This window comes from Paenibacillus sp. CAA11, assembly GCF_003060825.1.
Classification (GTDB): Bacteria; Bacillota; Bacilli; order Paenibacillales; family Paenibacillaceae; genus Fontibacillus.
The window spans coordinates 2357536-2382364 of the sequence record NZ_CP028922.1 but is presented as its reverse complement, the minus strand read 5'-3'; the positions used below and the strand labels follow the sequence as shown (position 1 = coordinate 2382364).

Sequence of the window (24829 nt, the reverse complement as noted above, 5' to 3'; positions counted from 1 at the left end):
CCTTGTTATTGATTAGTTTTGTACTGCTCTAGAATCTTGACTTCAGCTCCTGCCATCGGCCTAAGACCTCTTCTCGTCCCTCAAGCGGATCAGGCAGGTAAATCTCTGTGGGGAATGACCGGGCAATGAGCTCTCGGGCTTCAGCTAAGTCCTTAAGCTGACCCGTGCTGATCATCTGTACCGCAATATTTCCAAGAGCGGTTGATTCCGAAGGTCCCGCCTGAACCTCAATTTCAAGGAGATCGGCCGTAAGGCGGCACAGCAGCTTATTGTTAGAGCCGCCCCCTACGATATGCAGCACATTGACCCGCTCTCCGGTTAACTCCATTAACTCTTGCAGGGCATCCCGGTAAGTCAAAGCTAGACTATCGAAAATGCACCGGGCCAGCTCCCCGGGAGACCCCGGTATAGGCTGCCCGCTCTCCCGGCAGCAGCTCTGAATTTCTCCGATCATGCGATCCGGATTAAGAAATCGAGCTGCGTTACAGGGCACGAGGCTCCTGAATGCAGGAGCAGCCTCGGCCAGTTCGGCCAATTCTGCAAAGCTGTATGTGCTGTCCAGCTCTTTGCGTACTTCCTGGATCATCCACAGGCCCATAATATTTTTCAGAAATCTATAGGTGCCGTAAGCTCCCCATTCGTTTGTATAGTTAGCTTTCCTGGCGCTCACCCCAATCAGCGGCTCACTTCGCTCCACGCCGAGAAGGGACCAGGTCCCGCTGCTTAAGTAAGCCCAGCTGCGCTTCGCATCAGCCGGTACTCCCGCTACAGCGGAAGCGGTATCATGGGACGGGACGACAACCAGGCTGCATCGGGGAAGCTGATACTTCTGCACGAGCTCCGGCAGCAGCTCTCCCAGCACCTCACCCGGTTCAGTCAGCTTTACGAACTGATTTCGGCGCACTTTTACAGCAGCAAGCAGGTCTTCATCAAATTCCCGGACTGCTGCATTGAGCAGCTGCATCGTTGATGCATTGGTCACTTCATTCATATAACGACCGGACAGCCGGTAATATAAATAATCCGGTACCATTAATATCCGCTCTGCCCGGTATAATTCCTTCCGATCATGGACAAACAGTTGATAGAGGGTGTTAAAGTTGAGCTCTTGAATCCCCGTCTTGGCGTAAACCGTCTCCCTGCTGATCAGCTTGTGGAATAAATCCGGTGCTCCTTGGGTACGGCTGTCTCGGTAAGCGTAAACTTCACTGAGTCGGTTCCCTTCGCTGTCAAGCAGAACATAATCGACCGCCCAAGTATCTATGCCAAGCGTGCAATCGTGAATCCCCGCTTCTTTGGCAAGCTTGAGGCCTTGCAGGATCTCTTGGAACAAGTACTCAATATCCCAGTAATTATGGCCATCATGTTCAGCGAAGCCATTGCTAAAGCGATGAATTTCTTGTAGTTCCAACCTGCCCCCTGTCATTCGTGCTGCAACTAGCCTTCCGCTCGAAGCCCCAATATCAACGGCTATATAGTCGTTCATGGTTATTCCCCTTATGTATGGATTTTTCTTTGCCAAGTTTTGATAATCCAATACTTCTGCCCTTATCCTATCTTTGTTTAAGTTTGTTGTCAACAAAATACTACACATATTATGTTGTTTTATTTTGTTTTCCTGCGATTCACATATTGAACTTACTGAAACGGACATCTTTTTGATGTTTGCAACCAGGAAGTTCCCTGCTGCTCCATTGTAGAATGAATAAAACCGGGACTGGTCAACGTACCAGTTCCGGTTTCTTCATGTACTTCTATTAACGTTATCAACCAAACTTACCATTCATAGCGGATCATTTTGATCTTTTCCAGCGAATATCAGAAAGCTTAATAGGCCTAATAACCTTGCATGGATTTCCTGCTGTGTGTAATCCTGACATCCCCACCGAGCCATACTCTGTCCTCTAGCGTTATAGGAGCGGAATAAACCCCTTTATCTGCACGCTCAAACGGATCTTCAGCATGATTCGCGCCATACAGTCCTGCCCTTGGTCCTATGTACACATCATTTCCAATGCTTACTTCGTTACAATCAAGAATAATCATGTCATGATTGATATAAACATCGTTGCCAATGGATATATTAAAGCCGAATTCGCAGCGAAAATTGGACTCGATATATACGTTCTCCCCTACTTTCGAGAACAAATCCTTCAAAATGGACATATCGTATTCGTCATTCGTATTTACTTTATGGTTGTATTTACGACACATCGCTAATGCATGTGCCCTAGCCTCGGCTACATTTTCAGCAGCGTCATCATACATCATACATCTCCCCAGTATTCGTAATGCTCTTAATTTTGTCGATATCCATAGCAACCTCCTGTTGATCAGCTATACCAAGGATTATTCACCCATTCGTATGTTCTTTACAGTCTTATTTACCAGTGAAAAGTCAGAATAGATTCTCTCCCCACCTTTGCCCTTAGGAGACTGCGGCACGAGCCCTACCTTCACCTTCTCTTCAACGGGCAGAGTAAAGTATCTTGTCATGTAAAATTGAGTACCGTCCGTTGAATAATGAAAGGCAAAAGATTGTCCAACTCGTGTAATTTGAAGCCAGACGGAGTTCCCCTCGATATTGTTCCCATTAGCATCATCGGAGAATTGATTGGTGACTACGCTTACAACTGCATGAGTGTAGAAATCAGTGAGCTCAAAGCATAATTTCGCCCAAACATTCATGTCCTTCATAACCATGACAGAGGCGGAATCATACACATCTTGAAAGTCATGTTGTACTTTGACGCGCAGTACAAAGTCCCCGGATACTTCCGTGAAGAAAAAGGGCGCGTTGGTAAGCGATTGTGGGGTTGTCCCGCCTTCAGCTGCGGCTACATGATTACAGAAAAAATCACTTTGCTCTGGTGCGAACAATACCACAAATTCATCTTCATACCGAACGCTGCTTTCATTCAGCCAGTTAAAGTCTTGAAAAATTGACTTTGGCATGTAAAGTCCCCCCTTATTATTTTATGAGAATGGTAGCGATTTACAATATATGATTATATCACCTTGTATCATGTATTTAAGACACTATATTCTCAATTCATGATACTGTATTCCTATAATAAAGTTTGAAAGAACTGATCTGCACACTTTTCAACATCGGCTTTACTCAATTCGTGTGTAGCTGAATCCCGATTTGAACCCCGTGGAACTAGTCAGTCTTAAGGGGGTACTCCCGCATTTATCATTGCGTGATTCCGAAATGGAAATATCCACCTAATATAAATTATAATAAGACGTAGGAGTGTCTTAAAAAACGATTTACCGTAGCGGAGGACTATTATGAAAATAAGTACCGTTAATCACAATAATATTGAAATTGCTGTCATAACCAGTGACGAGATACTGATAAAAGATGTTCAGTCAGCATTGGATTTTATAGCGACAGTGTCTTACGAAACTGGATGTAACCGTATAATTCTGAATAAATCGGCAATATGTGAGGATTTTTTTCATTTAAGTACGAAACTTGCAGGGGAAATCCTACAAAAGTTTATCAATTATCATGTGAAAATAGCCATTACAGGGGACTTCTCGGTATATTCAAGCAAGAGTTTGAGTGATTTTATCTATGAATGCAATAAAGGGAAAGACATTTTTTTCTTCCCAGACGAAAAGAAGGCAATGGAACAATTAAGTTTAGTACAGCCTTGAAAAAAGTAAAAAAAGCAGCCTGATCACATCTGATCAGCTGCTTTTACATAACAATTGGTTGTACAGCGCATCTTACCAGCTTGCTTTCTTGACACCAGGAATTTGCCCTTGATGCGCCAATTCACGGAACACAATTCGCGAGACCTTGTATTTACTGATGTAACCTCTAGGTCTGCCACTTACCGAGCAGCGGTTATGGAGGCGGCTTGGCGATGAATCGCGCGGCAGCTTCTGTAATGCTTCATAGTCGCCTTTGTCCTTTAGCTCTCGTCGCTTTTGTGCATATTTTTCAACAAGTGCCTGTCTTTTTAGTTCCTTCACTACTTTAGACTTTTTAGCCACAATTCTTCCCCTTCCACGGTTGCAGAAATTCTATTCATTGCTTAAGCGCCTGATGGAGTTTTGTTCTAATCGTAAAAATTACGATTAACTCATCGTACACCTTCTTCATCGTCCTGTCAAACGCAATGCCTTTACGATCCTACGATTATATATCATCTTAGTCGGTTCCGCTGTCCTTGGCGGATCGTCATTCATCACAAGATAAGCCTGACGCTCAATAACCGGGTGCTTTGTTATGTTCCAGAAACTGGAGTATCGTATCATTTACTTCAATAGGATTTTCCCTAACCATATGAGGTCTATGACTTCCGTTTTGAACCACATGGTACCTTGATTCTTTAACAAGTGAAGCCAGTCGTTTGACTTTTTCCTCACCAACAAAATGATCATGTTCCCCAGTAATAAATAACGCTGGACATTGAATATTTCCAAGCTGTTCTAACGTAAGCTGCGGGTACAAACGCCAATCTTGTGCCGATTGTCTCATAAACGCTTCCCAATGCCCTCTATGTGCTTCCAAATGTCTTTCTATCATTTGATCAATTGTATCTTGAAGTCCATGTTGAATAAGCCATTCGGGCTCAAATTCCTCGGCACCCGTTGGGTCGCAAAACCCGCTTGTACCTATTGTAGTAAGCGTCACAACTCTCTCAGGATGATTAGTGGCAAGGTAAAGGCCAACGTTGGCTCCCATACTGTAACCAATCAAATGCGCTGCAGCAATATCTAGTTGATCCATGAAGTCAATGATGTCCTCTGTGATTCGAGGTGTTGACCACTCAAGACTCTCACATCTAGTTCTACCATGCCCTCTAAAATCCGGAAAATAGCAAGTATATTTATTCTGAAAATCTAACATTTGATTAGAGAAAGCCAATATCCCGCGTGAATAACTACTATGTAAAAAGATAACATTGTCCCCACTACCCATTTTCTCATAATACATTTCTAAATCTTTAAACTTAAGCATTGGCATTCGCTTTACCCCCTATCAACTATTCGGATCCAAATACAAACCCCAGTCTAAAATAGCTCTTATCTTAGACCGGGGCTCAAGCTTACTAGATTATGTCCAACCTCTACGATTACTGAACTGAAACATTGACTTGGAAGGTAATTCCGTACTTGTCTTTAACGATCCCGTAGAGCGGACTCCATTCCGTCGTCTGAAGTGGCATGATGACTTGTCCGCCATCTTCTAATGCAGCGAAGACTTCCTTCGCTCGTGATTCCTCTGTAAAATGGATAGCAATTTGAATTGCATTACCTGGCTGAGCAGGCTGGCCTGGGAACGTATCCGAAAACATAATTTCCGAATCGCCGATTTTCAAGTTTGCATGCATAACGCGTTCCTTCATGTCATCCGTCATTGGAAAATTCGGGTCCGCTGGCATATCGCCAAAGGTCATGATACCCATCAGTTTTCCGCCTAATGCTTTCTCATAGAAGTAAACCGCCTCTTTGGTGTTACCATCAAAATTCAAATACGGATTCAAACGGATTGACATGTAGAACAGCCTCCTTAGAATCATGCAGTTATTCTTGTCCATTATACACCATAAGGAATAATATGGAACAATCTCCTTTGGTATCACTTTATAATCTCCTAACAATCCCAGATTTCATACAGTAATTTGTTTGTCTCACACTTTTCCGGCTAAGTGGCCGTTTTGCATATTCTTCTGTAATAATTTCTCGATCTCATGTGATGGGAAGTGCAATTTCTAACCCCTGATTGCGTTGTTCTACATCCAGTGGATGTCCCGCAGTATAGAATGCGCAATTAGGCGCGATAAACACATAATCTCCAAAAGTAATCTTGGCTGCATCCAGCATCACACTATTATGATTGCAGAAGAAATTCTCACCTATCTCAATGTTATACCCTTGATCACATACAAAAGGCTGCTCTATTATAAACTTCTCTCCGGTTTTCGCAAAAAGCTCCCTGATTAAGGCTTCTCTTTCATTCAACATGCTCGGACGAAGGTGATTATAATCGTAGCATCATCAGGAATGGAAGAGAATCGAATGGTCTTATTTTCTTTTTGAATTTTTCTCACTCAATCCGGATAAGAAACTCACGGCTATCCCCTACCTGGGGGTAACCGTAAGTTGTTCTCATTCTTACACCATGCATACTTTGTTTCTATTCATGAGTTACGGTTACCTTCAAGACCTCGCTTGTTACCGTTCCCCCTTCATTAATCCATTCCACAACATATTCATACTCGCCAGGTGAACGGCCCTCGATCTTCACCTTAGCCTCCTGGGCATGGGGAGTTGCTTCAGTTAGCAGCTGGGCATCGATCTCTTGGCCATTTTCATACAGGCGGTAGGAGGTAGCATTAGTCCCCCACCACATATTGATCGTAATGGTATAGTTGCCATCGCCATCCCAATTGTCGGCTGACAGCACAGGTTTACCTGGAGCTGCGTTCGTAACCTTCACAATGAGCGGCGAACTTTCTGCTACACCCTCGGCATTGATAAGCTCGCAGGTGTACACGTATGTGCCGTTCACGCGGCCTGAAATCTCGGTGACCGCTTTCTGGGCGGATGGCGACGATGCAGTAAGCTGCTGGGTGTCGATCAATTTTCCGTTTTCATACAATTTGTACTTAGTTCCGTTGTTCCCCCACCACATATTCATGGTAATCGAATAATTGCCGCCTGCAAGACCATCTTCATGCCCGTTGTTGCTAGACAACACAGGCACCCCTGGCGGTCCGGCCACCTGATCGACGGCGATTACCGTTACTTCTACCGACAACTCAGTGATCAGGCCCACCCCATTGACCGCTCGCGCAGTAAACATGTGTTTGCCAGCCAGACCTTTCAGGCTGATCTGATCGCCCTGCTTCACCGGTTCGCCGTCCCACTTCAACTCCAGTCCAGTAATACCGGATTCAAGATCTTCCGCTCTAACTTTTACCTGCAGCACTTCATTCTCATTCATCCGTTCTGCAGGCATCCCCGTGATAACCGGAGGAGTAGTGTCCTCGGGTTCATGCGGTGCACCGATATAACGAATGTTCGGGGCAGCAGGCTTCTCCATGTCTATACCCAAATAGAAGCTGGTATGCGGCGGCTGGTTATAGCCAGCATTTTGCCACGCCACACCAAGACGGTAGATAGGATCATGCATCAGGGTGCGCATGCGCTCTTCCGTTCTATCCGTTGTGGTGTAGATGCGCAATTCAGAACTGTCCTGGCTGCGCCACATCACTTCCTCGCGCCAGTCGCCAAACAGATCGGCTTGCAAGCTTGGATTGGCCTTCGTGGAATTGTTCGAAGCGGCTCCGCTGGCCGTGAGCAGATTCACCGTCATTCTCTTCTCACTGTCCCACTTGTCGATACGAATATTGTCCTGCAGCTCACGCAGCAAATCTCCATCCCACCAAACCCCGAAGTTCGTAGATGAAGGAATCTCGGTCGAAATCAGCTCACCCCGGGCACTATATAATCCTGTTATCGGGATATGCTGAGCATTCGTGATTTTGGAAGCCCACACTTCGGCCCCCGGATAATTAGGATCAATATCGGCTGCCATGCCGCGCCCTGTATCCTCTCCTGTAAATACGCCCCATAATATCTCGCCTGTAGCCGCATCCCGCATCTCCATCCCGTATTTGGCATCTTTATGTTCATGCACATCAAACACTTCGAGCCCTTCACGCGCAGGGTCCAGATCCCCCAAATGCATCGCGTCTCCGTGCCCAAGCTTGGTATTGTACAGCGGTGTGCCGTCATCATCAATCGCCATGGCGCCAAAAGTGATTTCATCCTTGCCGTCCCCATCCACATCGCCCACCGACAGATTATGGTTCCCCTGACCGGCGTATTCGGCATACCCCTCGTCATTGGAATCAAATCGCCAGACTTTGCTTAGCTTGCCATCGCGGAAATTGTAGGTTGCCAACACCGTGCGTGTATAGTAACCTCGACTAAACAAGGCGCTGGGATGCTCGCCATCTACATATGCAACCGCTGCCAGAAAACGGTCTACCCGGTTTCCATATCCGTCTCCCCATGAACTAACATCTCCACGGGGCGGATCATAGTCCACCGTGTCTAGCGCGGCCCCGGTCTCTCCGTCAAACACGGTCAGGAACTCATCACCCAGCAGCACATAGCCCGAGCTGTTGCGGTGATCCGCACCGGCATCTCCAATCACCTTACCCTGGCCATCAACCGTCCCATCCGCGGTACGCATCATCAGCTCCGCCCGGCCATCGCCATCAAAGTCATAGACTAGAAATGGCGAATAGTGCGCTCCAGCCCGAATATTCGGTCCCATATTAATGCGCCACAGCCTTGTTCCGTCCAGCTTGTAGGCGTCCATGTATACGATTCCCGTATAACCGCTTTGGGAGTTGTCTTTCGCGTTGTTCGGAGACCACATGAGGACGATTTCGTATTCGCCATCGCCGTCCAGATCACCGACGCTTGCGTCTCCAGCATAGTAAGAATACGGCTGACCATCCTTTGTATAATCATCCGCTGGTTTCTGCAGCGGGATGGACAGGTACTGCTGCTGCCATACGCCGAATTCCTTCGTTACCGCCTTTTCGGCGTCATCCACTACGCTCATCACACGGTACTTGGAAGACTCTTTTCCCTCCTCATCCAAATAGTTCGTGCTGTTCGTAATCGGCTCCTTGTTCAGCTTCTCTCCATCGCGATATACGTTAAATGCAATGGAATCCGGGTCTAAACCCAGCATCCGCCAACCGATGTAGTTGCCTTTGTCTGTCTGGACGGCGATGGGGGCGCGATTCAGGTACTCCATGTCACGGGTGAGCTTTGTGACTACGGGCGTCTCTAGCATTGCCGACAGCTCCGATACTCCCACCGAAGCCACCTTATAATAATAAGGAATTGTACTGAGAATGGTGGTATCTGTGTATGCTGTCTCATGCGTACGCCCGATCAGATCGAAAGGGCCGTCCGCTTTGACCGAACGATAAATCTGATACGAACGGGCCCCTGCCGCTGCATTCCAACCTATTGTAGCCGTATTCTTGTTCACATTCTGCAAGATGAGGCCAGAAGGGACCTCCGCCTTTTCAACAGAGGAGTCTATCGTCGATACCTCTAGGATGTTCGAATTTACGGATTCGGTACCCGTTCGATCTAGAGCCGTCACCGTATAGCTATAATTCATCCCTAAGTTTATTTGGCTGTCGATATAATGAGGTTCAGCTGTTGTTGTCAACAATTCCGATTTAGAAGTTCCGGCCATTTGGCGATAGACATTATATTGTGAAGCTTCTTCAACCCCATCCCATGAAAGTGCTGCTGTAACAGGATCTTCTTCCAGGTTCAGTACATCCAGCTTCAGATGATCAGGAGCCATTAAGATAGGGGTGATCTCAAGCCCATTGAGATGTGCGGTTTGACCGCCAAAGACCAAATTCATCTGTCCATCTTGGACGTTGACTGAGGTGAATACCTTTTCTGCAATACTGCCTTTACCCGAGGCTACAGTTCCATAATCCTTGCCTTCGATCGAAACGTTAGTTCTCGTAGAACCTATCCAATCCCCTGTATATGTTTTGACCGAGTACGTTCCATTCGGCAAATCCACCTTGAATTCATAAGTCCCGTTGAAATAAATGACGAAATCGCGGCGCAGATCATCCGTAACACTGCCTCGATCCCGATCCCCCATATTCGCTGAAGAGGTCAGCCCATATCCGAGCTCGGGCGTATAGATCGTCTTGCGATTCACCTCGGTATATCCCGTCGCAACCGGAGAACCCTCTGGGCCGAAATCATATCTGTAGGCAGCAGACTTGGTCGTAAGGACGACTTCATCGGACGGTTCAGATTCCCCGCGATTGTTTACTCCCGTAATGCGAACCGAATAGGACTGCCCTTCCGTCAGCCCGCTCATTGTAAACATCGGCACGGTTGCCGTTCCCGCAAGCTTATAGGCCGACTCCGGCTCGAAAGCCCGTTTGCGGTATATCTTGTAAATATCAGCAGTTTCATCGTCTGTCCATTTTAGATCTGCTCCTGCGTTTCCAATGCTGCCTGCTCTTAGATCCTTAGGCTTGGCAGGAACTTCTGCAGGAACCTCGGCATCCTTGACCGCTTCCGATAGCGGTAGACCCAGTTCGCGAATACCATTAGCAACAAGCCGGGCAATCTGAATTGCCCCGTATTCCTGGAAATGGGTATTGTCTGTTGCCCCGTTTGGGAACGCTTGGTAGATCCCTGCAGGCACGTGAAGGAATACGGACAAGGTCGCTTCCGGACCTATCGAATCGTAATAGGCAATGCTCCGTGCGCTAAGGTCAATCAGCTTTACATTTTTCTCAGCGGCGACCTCTTTCATGGCCTGCACATATTCAGGGAAAGACACATTAAACTTGCCTGTATCGGCATTGAAGTCTCTCCGTCCCATTGGCGTTACCAGAATCGGCGTTGCCCCTCGCTGTTTCGCCCCGTCTATGTAGGTTTTCAGATAGTTTTTGTAATCGGCGGGCGAAGCATAGCGATCAGGTACGCTGATTGTAGCGTCATTATGTCCAAACTGCACCAGCAAATAGTCTCCGGGACGAATGACTCTCAGTATTTCATCCAGTCTGCCCTGGACGATGAACGATTTCGAGCTGCGTCCGCCGATGGAGTGATTTTTGATCTCCACGGCATCGCTGAAAAAAGACGGCAGCATTTGTCCATAGCCTGCCTGAGGCTGCCAGTAGGGATCATACGTTTGCATGGTGGAATCTCCTACAAGGTACAGTACCGGCTTGCTGCCAGCCTCACGGTCCGGCAGCTTCTTAATTGTGAGCGAATTCAATTTTGCCGCCGCTCCGGCAAACAAAAAGTTCATTTGCCCATCCACCAGTGCAATATCAATGCTCATCTCCAGATATTCACCGGCTGCTTTGGCGGTGGACAGCACCTTGTCCATGCTCTCCACCTTGATGGCAATGTCCGTATTCCCTTGCGGATCTCCGGCTATCAGGGAGACGGTGTAATCACCATTTGGCAGATCAATGTTAAATCCCGCCCCTTCGGTCAGCAAAGCAAAATCCGACCGGAGCGGGTCATCCGTGCCTCGGTCCTGAACCGTGACCTTGGACAGGTCTGTGAAGCCATAACCCGACTCAGCGGTATAAGCGGTATCCGCAGCGACTGTCGTATAGCCTTCTGCCGTATCTCCAGAGCCGAAATCATATTTATACATCATTACATCAGCGGTCTCCTCTTCTCCCACCGCCGCACTTACCGCTTTAATCCCAAAGAATGTGCCCCAGCCAAGGCTTGAGAAGGTAAACGCACATAGAAATAAGATCAATCCGCATTTCCGTTTCATCGTAATCACAAGCCCCCATCCTCTCGTTTACTCATCGTAATGTGAACCAACGTTTGATGAACAAGGAAGTAGGTAAGCGCTATCATTTTTTTGTTGACAGATCCTCTCTTTCTTCATATTGATTTGATGGCTGAGAAATCAGTTCATATCGCCCAACTTTCCTCACCTCCCTTACGAAATTGTTCCTTGCCCAGCCAAAATCCAAACTCAATATTAGCCCCTCTCGCTTATCGTTTGATCTCGGGGCCTGCTAGAATCCGTAATTTAACAGGTTGTTTCTTCATTTTCCTGCACAGTACAATTTTATTGAACACGTTTACATTTAATGCCTGAACTGGAACCCCCAAGAAACTACACATATATACAAAATAAAAAAGGAGATGGTGTTTGTGAGGAAGAAAAGATTTAGCTCGGCACTAAAAATGTTGCTAGTGGTGGCGCTAATCATGGTTCCGTTAATGGCGAACGGCAATTCTGCTAAAGCATGGGAGGGCACGCCTGTTTCTAAGCTTCATGTTAACGGTAATCAACTCGTAAATAGCAGTGGACAGCCGGTATTGTTAAGTGGATGGCATCAGCCTAGCGGTTCTTACTGGACATATCAGAGCAGCAAGTACTATCTTGATCGCAATGGAGGGAATCGGCATGCAGCGACTTTAGAGTATTTAAAAGACATTACGGACACCTTTACCAGCACTTCCCCTAAGTATGGTAACAGTCATGGGTGGTATATGAATCAGGTCCGCCTGTTCATTGACCGGGAAGACATGGGGGATGTTGCGGCAGGAACATACAATTTTGCCGGACTGCAGGCTGTTACTCAGAATCTTATTATTCCTTATATTAACTATGCTAAGACTAAAGGTGTCTATGTTACACTTGGGCTTGACTTTACATTGCTGGACAATAAAGCCACAACACAATCAAATCTCGAGAAGTTTAATCAGATTTGGGGTTATCTTGCCTCTCAAAACGGAATTAAGAGCGCAGATAACGTCATGTTCGAGCTTATCAATGAGCCTGTATTGAGCGATGTAAATGGACAATGGGGAGGAAATCCCTACCAAGGGAACTTTGTTGAGCATTGGAATTCCCTCAAGAAATTCCAAAACTCTATTATCTCAACGATTCGGAACAAGGGCGCGGATAATGTGATTTGGGCGGCAGGGTTAGGCTGGGATCAATACTATCAATTAGCCGCTTCTCACCCGTTAACAGACCCATTAAATAATCTAGGCTATGCTGTTCACTGGTACCCAGGATATGGTGCCCATGACGATTATTCAACATTGAAGCAGCAATGGGACACTAACATAAAGCCTTGTGCTGACAAATATCCTATTAATATAACAGAGACAACTTGGTTCAAAACATTACCAGGCGACTCGTCCTATTGGGAATTATTCAATGGTTCAAATGCGGGTTTCGGCAAGAATACCAAGGCCATCTTCACCGAGGCTGGAAATGTCAGCATCGCCGTTCATATGAATGGGTTTCTACTTGAAGCTGGTCCAAGAAGCTCTTTTGCTGATCCGACAGCGGGCTTGAAATATGATGGAGATGCGGCACGAGATGGCATGGCACGCTTTATATTTGAATGGTTCTATGAGCGCGCACAGATTAATCCTTGGAATGGGATTTGGAATGGATTATCCTCAGGTTCCACCTATAAGATTGTTAATCAGGCATCAGGCAAAGTGATCGATGTGCCGGGCGGACAAAATACCAATGGACTCCAACTCCAGCAATGGCCGGATAATAACGCGACTGCTCAGCAATGGATCGTCGATGATTTGGGAACCTACAACAATTTTTATAAACTACAAAGTGTAAGCTCTTCTGATCATAAAGTAATGGATGTTCGAAATGGGACGAAGAATAATGGTGAAGCTATTCAGCTCATGCAGGATCTAAAAAATACGGCACAGCAGTTCAGATTAATTAAGCTAAGCAACGGGAACTGGAGCATTCTTAATGTAAACAGCAATAAAGCCGTTGAGGTTACTGGGGCTTCTAACGCAGACGGAGCGAAGCTTCAGCAGAATTTATATCGCGGCGATCTAAATCAGCAATGGAAATTCATCAAGATCAGTTAACTGCAAGCGCGTGCCTTTACTTTAATGGCACGCGCTTTTTATATTTTCCCTCAAATCTAAAAGTGATCTGTGTCTATCCAAGCCGTGTTTAACCGACGATTCCTGTACGTTCGATACTTTCAACAAAATATCGCTGTGCCACCAAATAAATAAGAATTAAAGGCAGAATAGCAAGCAGTATTCCAGTATCCTGTACCATACTCATATAAAAAGGATCTTTGTTGGTCGCTACCCCGCCTTCAAGCATGATGGAAAGGTTGTGAGGCAGCGAAGCCAATTGCGTAGACATCACTTTACCCGAGGTCAAGTATGTGGTGGTAAAGAAGCTATCGTTCCACTGCCATACAAATGAGAAGATTAATACCGTTACGATTGCCGGTAAAGCACTAGGCAACATAATACGCAGGAAGGTCTTGCTTACTCCTGCTCCGTCAATATAAGCAGCCTCCTCCATTTCCTTAGGAATTCCTCTAAAAAACTGCCTGAATATAAAAATGTAAAGCCCTGCTTTTAAGGAATTTGCCGTGATTGAAGTTAGAATAAAGGGCCAGTACGAATCCAGCAGGTTAATCGTTCCACCTGTCATCAGGGGAATTAGACCCATCAGGTCGAAATCCTTTAAATTCATATAGATAGGTATAAGGATTGTCGTAGGAGGAACCAGAATGGTTAGTATTACTCCACCAAAAAGCAAGTTGCTGCCTTTAAATTTGAGCCGGGCAAAGGCATAGCCTGCGAATGCACAGGAAGCGGCTGTCAGGATAGTAGTAACAGCAGACAACGCAAAGGTGTTGAGCAACGTTAGCCAGTAATCCATAATCGATATCGCTTGCTTAAAATTATCTAATGTGTAATGCTCGGGTATAAATATGACAACCGGTGAGTACAAGTCGCTTTTGTCCTTTATAGCCGTTGATATTTTCTGAAGTATAGGGTATAGAATCACGAACGATAATCCGGCCATCAATACCAGGCGTACAAATGACCACAGCCATCGCTTCCAGCTTTCCAACGACAAGAGACGGGCTATATGCAACGCTCCTCACTCTCCCCTTATTCCTGATAAAAAATCCTTTTCGACAAAATATACGTAGCGATCATTAATACAATCATTATCGCGACGAAATAGATCCAAGCCATTGCTGAGCTCAATCCGAAGTTGAAGCTCGTAAATCCCGTTTCCTTAATCAGTGTCGTCATCTTGCTTTGAGAGAAGGAGTCGATGATCGTATAAATCACATTGACTAGAATCAGCGGGCTGACCATCGGAAGTGTAATTTTCCAGAATGCTTCATATCCAGTAGCCCCCTCCATTTTCGATGCCTCATAGAGCTGGGGTGACACCGTCTGGATCCCTGCCAAGAAGATCAAAATTTGTACACCTGACTGACTTACAATCTGATAGATACGATCCACTGCAGATACTAGGTACATAACGATGTCCTCATTGACGCCAGACCTTATCATGATCCGAGACAGCTCGCCGGTTCCAAAACCGTTGATAACGCCCCCTGCATTCTGCTGATTAATCGCTTCAACCAAACTAGATGCCTCCAGATTCGCAATTACCCCTGAGGCCAGTATGACAGGAAGGAAGAAGATGGATCTTGCAATGGATCTGCCAACAAACTTTTGGTTCAACAATACAGCCAGAAATAAGCTGAAAATAACGATCAATGGAACGTTGATTACCATGTCTACTATTGAATTGATAAGCGTTCGGTTAAAACTCGTATTTACCGTTAACGCTTCCGCATAGTTGGATAATCCAGCAAAGCTGATCTTCATGCCGTTAGCGTTTGCATCAATAGTGCTTAAGCTATAGCGCAAGGATATGATCAGGGGTACGAAGAAAAAAAAGACAAAGCCTATCAGCCAGGGAAGAACGTAAATTATTCCCCAAATTGCTTTCTGCTCCTTATAAGAACGGCGCTTCCCACCGAGCTTCATGATGATTCTCAAGATTGTCCACCACCTGTCACATAGCTCTCAGCCTTTACTGTTTGCCCTTCTATCGATATCGGTTCATTATTATAGTTAACAATAATATATACACTGTTCTCATAACTGGTCTTATACACACCTTCACCAAGCTTCTCATGTTTCACAATGCGCTGATTCTGGACCTTCTTTAGAACGTCATTCACTTCATGATAAATTCTAGCAGCCTGATCGATCCACGCCTCATAATTAACTGCGTATAAATGGTTGTATTCCGTTTCCTTCGTCTTGTAATTAGGTTCGTGAATCCAATTGAAGTACACGCCTGAACCATATTCCAAGCTTTTTAGGATATATTGCCGCTCCCCCGTAAACGTTGATAGGTTATAAGGGCTGCCTGTATAATTGATGTATCCTCGAATGACCATTTGATAAAATGGGATCTCCTCATCTTCAATTTTCAATTGGCTATGGGTCATGGGGGCGTTCGTAATATCGGACAAGGAAGATAGGGCATACCCATTGCCGCCATCGCCCATAATCTGGAGACCCTCCTTCCGAATGCTCTTCAGTGCTTGGACCGAGGCATCCTCGGACTCCGATCTGTCGATCTGCTTATTCTTCCGATAATCGCTGTTAATTTCTCCTGCCAAATCCCGCAGTGAGATGCCGCTTAACTGATATTTCTTTAAATTCTCAAGCATTGATGTTACATATGGAACAACAAGCCGAGGCGAGAGTGCATAGGATGGCGATTTGCTGCTTTCTCGGCGATTTAGTGCAAGATCCAGGGAATAGATTGAGGCTGGAACCCCTGTGAGCGTTCTCGCTGCGTCCCTGTTTTTGCTAAAGCCTTCTCCAGCATTTGCTCTGAGGATGGCCAGGTCTGGATAGATCATGATCCCTTGCTCATGTACGAATGATAACAAGCCATTCAGTCCTTTGCTGCCGCCCACTGCTTGATCAACGGAAATCCGCTTGGGTACTTTGTGCGTGATTCCTCCATTAAACCAACCCGAAAATTTCAACTTGATATTGTGAATATCACGTTTCCTCATCTGCTGGAGAATCTCCTCAGCCTGTTTAAACGTCGTTAAGGGCTCAATCGTTTGATAGGGGATGCCGATAAATTGCTTTTGCTTCTTAATGCCGCCCACTAACTGAAGGTAGAAAGGTACTTCCCCCTCATCCGCAGTTGCTTCCCGTTTAGGCAGGCCACCGGTTTGCTCCAGATAGCTTTGGTAATATTTCGCCATTCCCTGATAGGACGCCTGATCCCTTCCTAAAAACACATAGCGAACTGTAAAATCGGTCTTAACTGGCTGCTCTTGGAATCTTGGCAGCGTTCGTTCCTGTTCGTTGGCCTTCAGTGTAACCTGACCCTTGTTGATTAGACTGAAGCTGGGATATACATAGTTATAACTATTAAGCCTCCCGCCTACATCCGCGTTAACCGTTGCGACCGATGCTCCTTTCTCTATAATTCCAAGAAGAGCGTTATGGTCTCGGATCATCCCGAATACAGGCAATCTGACAGCCTGCTCAGTCTTGGTCCCCTCGGTACCCTCGGACATTTTCAAAGTCAAATCGTCTCCATACACCGCTTGTTGATATGCTGGGTATTGTTGCTTACCGTTATTAAAATGAATGAGCGCACCGGAGCCATCCGGTACAAAAAGCGAACCTTCCTCCCCCGGCCCGGCTGCTCCCATGAAACTCAGGAGCGAAATCGTGCCGATGGGGTAATCGTCAGGATATTCAATCTGTGAGACAGGAACATTTACAATCAGATGATCTCCATCCAACACGTATTCTATCGAAACTAGAAAGATACGAGGTTCAGGCTTTTCCTGGGTAAAGCCAAGTTCCTCCATGTCCTTCCGAAGGTCCTCCTGAGTATATCCTGCCTTTTCAAATGCCTTAAAAGCCCGCTCCAACTGCAGTCCGCTCAGTGCACTATCATTTCGAACAAAAGCCTTCTTGTCTGGAGTTTCCTTATATCCAATGATCAAAGCCCTCTGACCACTTTTATCCAGCTTGTTCAATAGTTCTTCCATGCGCGGAAGGCTTAACATCATCGGCAAATCGGCGGCTGACTTTACAGCTGTACCGAACTGATAAGTTACCCGAAGCCCGCCGGGAATGGATTCAAACCTGATTTGTTTATGGGCAGCGCTGTCAGAGAAGGTGTTCATTGATGTGACTTGCCCGAAACTGTTATAGTAATCGAACTTTAACTGCGACGATAAGTTACTCTTATTTACACCGGAAGCGACTTTGTCGTTGTCTCGTCCTGGTGGGTTACTGTGCCAAAACTGACCGTTTTGTTTGTCAAGAACAGCGATTGCGCCTGTTCCCTCATCCACAAATAGCTGTAATCGCTCATTCTCCACTACCCCTGACATCCCGGGTGCACGAGAGTCTGTGAAGATCGACCTTAAAGGCTGACCTTTTGTAAAGGTGGATGCAGTTTGGCTAGTTGCAGGGTTGGAATTGGCCGACTTCGAATCAGAGCCACCGGCCAGTACCAATATAATGAGGATTATGGCGACTAGTGCAGTTGCAGCTTTCCCCACTTCTCCCGCTCCTTTCATGAGCTCCTCATTGTAATTTCCTGATAAATGATGTCAGCGAACGAAACGATCTGTCTAATCAGACCGAAGAACAACAAACAGATAAAGGCTAAAAACCCCATAGCCAAAATAGTTAGGAAAATGGTAGTGATTGTCTTCGAGGGGGAGTATTGATGTACCGTCATATTTCCTACAAACAATAAGTACATCGACCATAAGATAGCCAAGCTTTGCGAGAAATAATAAAATGTAGTCTCCTGTATAGAAATAACATTGCTTAGCCATATCCAGGGAAAGTTGATAATGATCATGGGGACCAGTGCAAAGCAAGTGGATGTGAAGATTTCAGTAAATTTCCCCTCCCCTTCCATCAGAGTTGTCAGCGACCAGTTAGCCACGCACCAGAACAAGACAGGCACGATTACATATACGGCTTCCATGAGACTATTCATATCCAATGGATTGTTCATGTTCACCAGAAAACCGCTGTACTGATAGCCAAGCACATTCGTCAAGATCATTAGAAACAAGATCACGAAGGAGGTGATCAGATCTTGCCGCTTGTTCCGCTCGTATTTATGCTCCCAATAAGCATTGAAGGGATGAACAATTAGATATAACGGGTACTTCAACGGTTCAAGACTCAACGTAATCCCTCCTTTTCCTTCTCTTTCTCAGTATTTTTCTAGCAAGCGGCAAACCTATGGCAAGTACCGTAATGGTGGTCATTATGGATGGAAAGTACAATTTAAGCACCTGCTTGCGATAGAGCAAAAACGCCTTCGAATAATTTGTTCGGTCATAGCTTTCCTTAAAATAATGCATCGCCTCTTTGTACTCCCCCTTCCGAAGGAGCGCCTTGCCAATACCAGAGTAGGCAAACTCTAGGTTGGCATTCATATGGATGGTCTGCTTAAAAAGAATATATGCCTTCTCTTCATCTCCGCTGTAGTAGCTTCTGACCGCTTGATTCAAAGTTCGTCCGTATTCTGTTGTATGAAACACCGCAACCTCTCCGTAGGCCTTATCCAACACAAGAAAATTGTCTCCCATCCGTTCAATTGCCACTGGGGTTTTAAATTCACCACTCCGGTTGCCAAGACCGCCGAAGATATACATCAAATGCCCTTCTCCGCTGTACGTGAAGATTCTTCCCCGCTTACCATCAAGTACAGAATACATCTCGCTGTCTGTGACATCGATATCGACAATTCTTGAGGGACCTTCATCGGCGGTAAAGCGGATATCGCCCTCCGGATTAAAATACCCGGTACGCCTTAAAATATCGGTGCCCTGTGCATTAAGCTTCTTGATGGGATTGTTCGAATAATCCCCGCTCGTAGCATAGATGAATCCGTCTTCATCAATATCTAGATTCGTAAATTCTGTGGGCGTGAACATGAGCATTTGGCTGCGCTGGGCTTTCGTGGATATTCTCTTCCAGAATAGCTCTACGGGATTCACCTTGACCCGGTTAGCTCCGATAAAGGAGGTAAAGACTCCATCAACATTGAATTCCATGAATCCATCGAACACACCGGTCGACATTACATAAATTCGCTGAGCCCGATCGACGACCAGACGAACCGGCTGAAAGTCAAAGTTTGACTGCAGCAAATCTGATTTCGGTGCTTTAATGATTTTAATAGGCTGTAACTCTGGATTAAGATGAACAACCCGTTTGTTGCCTGTATCGGCAACGAATAATTCGTTCTGCTCACTCACGAACAATCCTTGCGGGTGGTTGAACGTATCCTTCTTTCCATCGTGATTAAAAGAATCAATGACCTTCTCCAGCTCAAGCTTGTCATCTAATACAACCACCCGGTTATTGCCAGAATCCAGGATATAGACCCGGTTGTCTGCTGTAACATGAATATCGCTCGGATCCTTGAAACGACCGATTCCCAGTCTATTTCCATCCAACAAGGAAGTCGCTTCATAAGCAGCCGGAGCAGGGACGGTATCCTTCCAGTATGAGTAATTATAGGAGGGGCTATTATCGGCATAAGCTGACATCGCCCCTAAACCTATGCTTACCAGACAGCAAATCACGGCCGAAAGTGAGGCTTTCCATATCAATCTGCTTCTTCGCATCATGGCAGACTCTCCTCGCTACTCTTTCATTCCGGAAGTCGCCATCGTTTGAATGACGTTGCTCTGTGAAATGATAAAGAGTGTAATCGGAACGACCATCAAGATCAAGGCAACGGCGGCTCCTACACCAGCACGAGCAATTCCTCCTGCAGCAATCTGGCCCAATGCGTAATGGAGCGTTTTCAAGTTTTCGCTATAAATGAAATTGCCGCCGTCGGACCCCCATAGCAATGGAAACTGCAAAATCATCAAAGTTAACCACGCTGGCTTCACATTCGGCATCACGATAGTCCAATAAATACGGTACTCGTTAGCTCCGTCGATCTTCGCGGCTTCTAGCAGGGCATCAGGAATCTGTTCCATGAATTGCTTCATTAGGAACAGTCCCAAAGAAAATGCAAGAGAAGGCACGATGATCGATGCATGTGTATTAATCCATCCGAGCCAGGACATCACCATATAATTAGGGATGGCTGTAACATGACCTGAAAACATCAGGGACATAACCACGATGGAGAATAATGTCTTGGACCCTGGGAAGCGATATTTCGCTAACGGGTAAGCTGCCGCGGAAGCCAACAAAATATGGCCGACAGTTCCAATAACGGTAATAACCAGCGTATTCATTACATAACGGGAAAGGGGCACCCATGAATTGCCCATTAAAGCGATGAGATCATAGAAGTTGTCGAGCGTCGGGTTATTGACCAGAAAACGTGGGGGAAAAATAAACAATTCATCTAATGGTTTAAAAGCGTTATTTACAGCGTATACCAATGGAAGTGCCATAAATGCCCCGACCAAAGCAAGGAAGACGAACAGGAAAAAGCTGACAGAAAGCGACCGGTTAAGCCGTTTGGTCATTCGGAATGCACCTATCGTTCTCGCTCCCAACCTCACTCCCCTACCTTTCTAAGCAGTCGCTGTGTCAGCATGTTGGTCCCAAGCATAATCCCGAACAATACCGTCGCTATGGCGGATGCATAGCCCATTTCAAAACGAATGGTTCCATAATCCAGCAAGTGAGTAACGATCGTATGTCCGGCATAGTTAACACTAGGAAATCCTGCAAGCGCTATCGAAATATCCGCGACAGCGAATGAGCTTGTTATCTGCATGACAGCCCCGAACATCAGCTGGGGCCTCATGGAAGGCAGGGTAATGAACCACAGTTCCTGCCAGCGATTTCGGATGCCGTCTATCGCTCCGGCTTCGACTAGAGATCGGTCGATTGTCTGTAGACCGGCGATAAACGCCAAAAAACTGGTGCCTAGACTAAGCCACAACTGAACGACCATGATAATACCTAGAATATATTTCTCGTTCGTTAGCCACTGGATCGGTTCGAGCATGAACCCGTACTTAATCAAGAATCCATTTAAATAGCCGTATCGGTCTCCCGAAAATACGATAAGCCATATAAAGAACACGTTGCCCGAGATGGATGGCGCGTAAAAGACAAGTGTCATGATGGCTCGGATCTTAGGGGATAACTCGTTGATAATCCAAGCAAAAAGGAAACAGGCAAGATAGCTGACCGGTCCGCAGATCACCGCGAATAACAGCGTATTTTTTAAAGCAATCATAAAAACATCATCGCTTAAAAACAATCTGGAATAATTATGCCAGCCTACGAACCTCGGAAATTCAAGCATATTGAAATTAAAGAAACTGAGGATCATTGAAAAAATGACGGGGATAACCGTAAATGTGAAGAAAATAAGCATGTACGGCCCCATCAAAATGTAGTAATGCTTGTTCTTCTTCATTTCTGTGACAACCTGGCTCAGCCTAGATTGCTTCTTAGGTTGAATCCGTCCCGGCGAAGTTTGACGAGTTGTTTCGGGTTGCATCGGACATCACCCCCTGACTGTTAAGGTAACTTGAATTCCTTCCGTTTGACCTCAATCTCATCATTGATGTATAAGAGATAATCAGATAAAGCTTCACGCGGGTTCTCGTTTGCGTTAACGACTTTTCGAAACGCATTATCTAGATGTCTGCCAGTAAAGTAGCCTCCCGGAACCTGCGGAATCCCTCTTACCCATTTCCACTGGTTATCCAAATTGCGATAATCTCTGACCGGCCACGGAAGTTCTTCCAGCGCTTCGACATTTGCGGTTGGGTACCGCGCAGCCTCGCCCATCAAGCCTTCCATCTCGCGCCCATAAGCGATTTGGGTTTCCTTATCCGTCCACCATTTCATAAATTCCCAAGCCGCCTCCTTCTCCTTGGCGCGCTCAAGCAGCATCACCCCCGTGGTATGACTGGCTACCTCATGATGGATGATGCCATTTCTCTTCGTACCCGGAACCATGGTAAATTCCCATAGTCCCTTAATTTCTGGAGCCAAGACTGTGAGCATGTTGTAAGTCGTATAATCCGCTATGCCGATCGGCATTTCGCCGGTTCGGAACCGGTTCGGAAAATCGGCAAGCAGCGGGAACTTATAGCTCGTATAGAATTGGGTCCATCTCTTGAACGCTTCGATAGAGATATCTGAATCCAGCGCACTCTTCCTGCCTCCATCGCGGTAGAACTCTCCCCCGTTCTGATACAGCAGCATAGAGAACGTTGCATTCGGAACTAGGCTGGCGTTTATGGCTTCAATGGGTAGATAGAATTCCATGTTATGCTTTTGTAATACCGAGATCATGTTATAGATATCCTGCCAGGTTTCTGGCGGCTTGAGGTTCAATTCCTTCAGGATATCCTTCCGATAGAATAGCATCGGGAAGGTCTGTTGCTCCGGCAGAGCATATACTCCCTCAGCATACTTGTAGGGCACAAGTCCGCTATCACGAAAGCGGGCGGCTACTGTATCGAAATCAGGAAACTTCGTCAAATCGGCGGCCGCCCCCCTCATTGCGTAATTAACGGGTACATCTTCACCGATCTGCATGGCGACATCGGGCCCTTCTCCGGCAAGGGTAGCTGGAAGGAGAATATTGGCAGGAACCAGCTTGAGTTCGACCGATATGTTCGTGCTTGGGGTAAAAGACTCATCGATTAAGCTCTTTATCACCTGTGCCTGGTCGCGCCCTGTGGTGATCCATGCCGTAATCGCACGCTTATTCTTACCGATGTTGCCTACACTGTCATAGTCCTGAGTGTAGGAAGCTGTTAGGGCGCCAGCTTCATGCTTGAGCACTTGCATGAGCGTGGCATCCGCTTTAGGCAGCTTTTGATTCGGCGAGAAGATGACAATGTAATCCAGGGCAAGCGGTTGTTCCCTTACCGTAAGAATCCAGGTTCCCAACCCGCCAACATTGGTCTTAAAAGCTTCCAAGCGCTTTGCGACCGTCTCTGGATTATTCGCCATGTCTTCCAGCTGTTTGACCATCGTGTGAAGTATTGCGACTTTATCACTTTGTTCCCCTGTTGCTAGTTCCAAGTAATCCGCGACGCTTTGGATCGACTTGGCTTGCCGCTTGAACTGCTCCACCATCCCTGGAATTCGCTTCTCCAGCTGATAATCTCGATATAAATCTGGCGTGTTGGACGTAATCATCAAGATCTTTCTATATGTCTCATTCAGCTGAAGTACACTCGACTGGATGGTTCGAAGCAGTGGAGCCATCTCTCCCAGTGAGACCATCATACGAATCTGATGCTTGCCTTTAGTCAGATGAAACAAATATGGCTCCTTCTCACCCTCACCTAACACATGCATGTTCCAATCCCGACTAAAATCAAAGCGAACTCGTTTCATTTCCTTAAAGGGAATTTTCCCGTCAATCGTCAGACTTCTAGTTGCAAAGATGCCGCGGAGCTGATTCTGCTTCTCCTTCAATGCGATTTGATAAAGACCGTCCTCCTTAGCTTCAAATTCCCACTCGATCCATTGCCCTGGCAGCTTCCAATTCCCACCCCCGATCGTGTTGATCCGGATCTTGGACACATCGTAAGGAACAACTGTCGGACTAGACCTGTCAGATATCGGATATAGCGTCGGCGAGGATTTGTACACTGCCTCCTCGGCTTGTATGAGCATGTACTGATCTGCGGCCGGTTTTATTCCTCTGACTTCGTACTCTGCCTTCAGTTCTTCATAGGTCTGCAGCTTCTCTTCCTGGTACAATTCAATATAATCAATGGTCACAGGCTCTCTGATTGCTGTCAGAGTAATGCTTTGCAGCCCTTCATCAAAATAAAACAACAAGGGCTCATCAAAATAACCATTTTTATCTGTTAAGGGTCCAATCTGCCAAATAGGCTTCTCGACTTGTTTTGGACGCAGGTCATTTCCCCTGTCATCCTGTATGATCTTCTGATCACGGTTCCCCCAAACTCGGTCTAACGTGAATATATCCGCCTCTTTAAAAGGCAGCTGCTGATTAATCTGAAGCTGCCTTTCAATCGCAGAGCTTTTACCTTCCACAGGCAAATATCGAATTCTGATGTTGTAAAGACCAGGCTGATCAATCTGAACCTTCCAGCTGATCGCCCCTGATTCTGGTGTTAGGACGGCTTCTCCCTTTTCCTGCTTAACAATTTCAAACCCTTCCCCTTCTGTAGTGGAGAATTTCTCGCCCTCTATACGGATCGTCTGAGCAGGCTGCTTGGCATTGGAGTGAGACTTTAGATAAGACTCGTAGCCGTTTGGGTCGAAGGTTTGTTCTGTGTTTTGGAAATCCGTCTGAGCATGAACTCGCCTAGTCTCATTTGATCCCGAAGGGGAAAAAATACTGACAGATGATAGGGTGACAAGAATGAGTATGATGATGGCAAGGCTCTTCTTTTTGAAGATCACATTTCTCCCTCCTGCAGCAAAAGACTATTAG

General features: G+C 46.2%; 17 protein-coding genes and 1 pseudogene. 2 read left to right on the top strand and 16 right to left on the bottom strand.

Annotated elements, in window-relative coordinates:
• Positions 1 to 28: 28 nt before the first annotated feature.
• From rhaB to DCC85_RS10970, 3 genes are all read right to left on the bottom strand, one after another.
• Positions 29 to 1486: a rhamnulokinase gene (gene rhaB / locus DCC85_RS10980; protein WP_108465624.1), complete on the bottom strand. Its 1458-nt coding sequence runs from the start codon at positions 1484 to 1486 to the stop codon at positions 29 to 31.
• A 350-nt stretch (positions 1487 to 1836) separates the two neighbouring features.
• Positions 1837 to 2271: a maltose acetyltransferase domain-containing protein gene (locus DCC85_RS10975; RefSeq protein ID WP_199909997.1), complete on the bottom strand. Its 435-nt coding sequence runs from the start codon at positions 2269 to 2271 to the stop codon at positions 1837 to 1839.
• Between the two features lie 78 nt (positions 2272 to 2349).
• On the bottom strand, positions 2350 to 2955 hold the full coding sequence (locus DCC85_RS10970; protein WP_108465623.1) for a DUF1349 domain-containing protein: 606 nt from the start codon (positions 2953 to 2955) through the stop codon (positions 2350 to 2352).
• A 339-nt stretch (positions 2956 to 3294) separates the two neighbouring features.
• Between DCC85_RS10970 and DCC85_RS10965 the strand changes: the two genes are divergently transcribed.
• Positions 3295 to 3666 carry a DUF4180 domain-containing protein gene (locus DCC85_RS10965; protein ID WP_108465622.1) on the top strand — a complete coding sequence of 124 codons (372 nt, stop codon included), beginning with the start codon at positions 3295 to 3297 and terminating at the stop codon, positions 3664 to 3666.
• Positions 3667 to 3738: 72 nt separating this feature from the next.
• On the opposite strand, the gene rpsN is transcribed toward DCC85_RS10965, so the two are convergent.
• The 5 genes and pseudogenes from rpsN to DCC85_RS23655 all read right to left on the bottom strand — a co-directional run bounded on the left by rpsN (position 3739) and on the right by DCC85_RS23655 (position 11338).
• Positions 3739 to 4008 carry a 30S ribosomal protein S14 gene (gene rpsN / locus DCC85_RS10960; RefSeq protein ID WP_108465621.1) on the bottom strand — a complete coding sequence of 90 codons (270 nt, stop codon included), beginning with the start codon at positions 4006 to 4008 and terminating at the stop codon, positions 3739 to 3741.
• 214 nt (positions 4009 to 4222) lie between these two features.
• The gene (locus DCC85_RS10955) at positions 4223 to 4984 is read right to left on the bottom strand and encodes an alpha/beta fold hydrolase (RefSeq protein WP_108465620.1); all 762 of its coding nucleotides are present in this window, start codon (positions 4982 to 4984) and stop codon (positions 4223 to 4225) included.
• A 109-nt stretch (positions 4985 to 5093) separates the two neighbouring features.
• Positions 5094 to 5516 (bottom strand): VOC family protein, encoded by a 423-nt coding sequence (locus tag DCC85_RS10950; protein ID WP_108465619.1) that lies wholly within the window; start codon positions 5514 to 5516, stop codon positions 5094 to 5096.
• A 193-nt stretch (positions 5517 to 5709) separates the two neighbouring features.
• Positions 5710 to 6003, bottom strand: a pseudogene (locus tag DCC85_RS10945) (sugar O-acetyltransferase); the annotation flags it as partial.
• A gap of 154 nt (positions 6004 to 6157) precedes the next feature.
• On the bottom strand, positions 6158 to 11338 hold the full coding sequence (locus tag DCC85_RS23655; protein WP_108467823.1) for a rhamnogalacturonan lyase family protein: 5181 nt from the start codon (positions 11336 to 11338) through the stop codon (positions 6158 to 6160).
• Between the two features lie 389 nt (positions 11339 to 11727).
• Between DCC85_RS23655 and DCC85_RS10935 the strand changes: the two genes are divergently transcribed.
• Positions 11728 to 13434, top strand: coding sequence for an RICIN domain-containing protein (locus DCC85_RS10935; RefSeq protein WP_234414427.1), 1707 nt, complete (start codon positions 11728 to 11730; stop codon positions 13432 to 13434).
• Positions 13435 to 13522: 88 nt separating this feature from the next.
• On the opposite strand, the gene DCC85_RS10930 is transcribed toward DCC85_RS10935, so the two are convergent.
• Genes DCC85_RS10930 through DCC85_RS10895 form a run of 8 tightly spaced genes read right to left on the bottom strand, consistent with a single transcriptional unit; the run spans position 13523 to position 24798 of the window.
• Positions 13523 to 14470, bottom strand: a complete 948-nt coding sequence (locus DCC85_RS10930; protein ID WP_108465618.1) for a carbohydrate ABC transporter permease — start codon at positions 14468 to 14470, stop codon at positions 13523 to 13525.
• Positions 14471 to 14487: 17 nt separating this feature from the next.
• On the bottom strand, positions 14488 to 15396 hold the full coding sequence (locus tag DCC85_RS10925; protein WP_234414426.1) for a carbohydrate ABC transporter permease: 909 nt from the start codon (positions 15394 to 15396) through the stop codon (positions 14488 to 14490).
• Entirely contained in the window at positions 15393 to 17951 is a 2559-nt protein-coding gene (locus DCC85_RS10920; protein WP_325048414.1) for a DUF5696 domain-containing protein, read from the bottom strand. Before DCC85_RS10920 ends, DCC85_RS10925 begins: the two co-directional genes overlap by 4 nt.
• 14 nt (positions 17952 to 17965) lie before the next feature.
• The gene (locus tag DCC85_RS10915; protein ID WP_108465616.1) at positions 17966 to 18595 is read right to left on the bottom strand and encodes a Yip1 family protein; all 630 of its coding nucleotides are present in this window, start codon (positions 18593 to 18595) and stop codon (positions 17966 to 17968) included.
• On the bottom strand, positions 18585 to 20045 hold the full coding sequence (locus tag DCC85_RS10910; protein ID WP_108467820.1) for an NHL repeat-containing protein: 1461 nt from the start codon (positions 20043 to 20045) through the stop codon (positions 18585 to 18587). Before DCC85_RS10910 ends, DCC85_RS10915 begins: the two co-directional genes overlap by 11 nt.
• Before the next feature lie 18 nt (positions 20046 to 20063).
• A complete protein-coding gene (locus tag DCC85_RS10905; RefSeq protein ID WP_108467819.1) occupies positions 20064 to 20909 on the bottom strand; it encodes a carbohydrate ABC transporter permease in 846 nt (281 codons plus the stop codon).
• Between the two features lie 32 nt (positions 20910 to 20941).
• Positions 20942 to 21898, bottom strand: a complete 957-nt coding sequence (locus tag DCC85_RS10900; protein WP_108465615.1) for a carbohydrate ABC transporter permease — start codon at positions 21896 to 21898, stop codon at positions 20942 to 20944.
• 20 nt (positions 21899 to 21918) lie between these two features.
• Complete coding sequence (locus DCC85_RS10895; RefSeq protein WP_108465614.1) at positions 21919 to 24798, bottom strand: extracellular solute-binding protein; 2880 nt, start codon at positions 24796 to 24798, stop codon at positions 21919 to 21921.
• Positions 24799 to 24829: the final 31 nt, after the last annotated feature.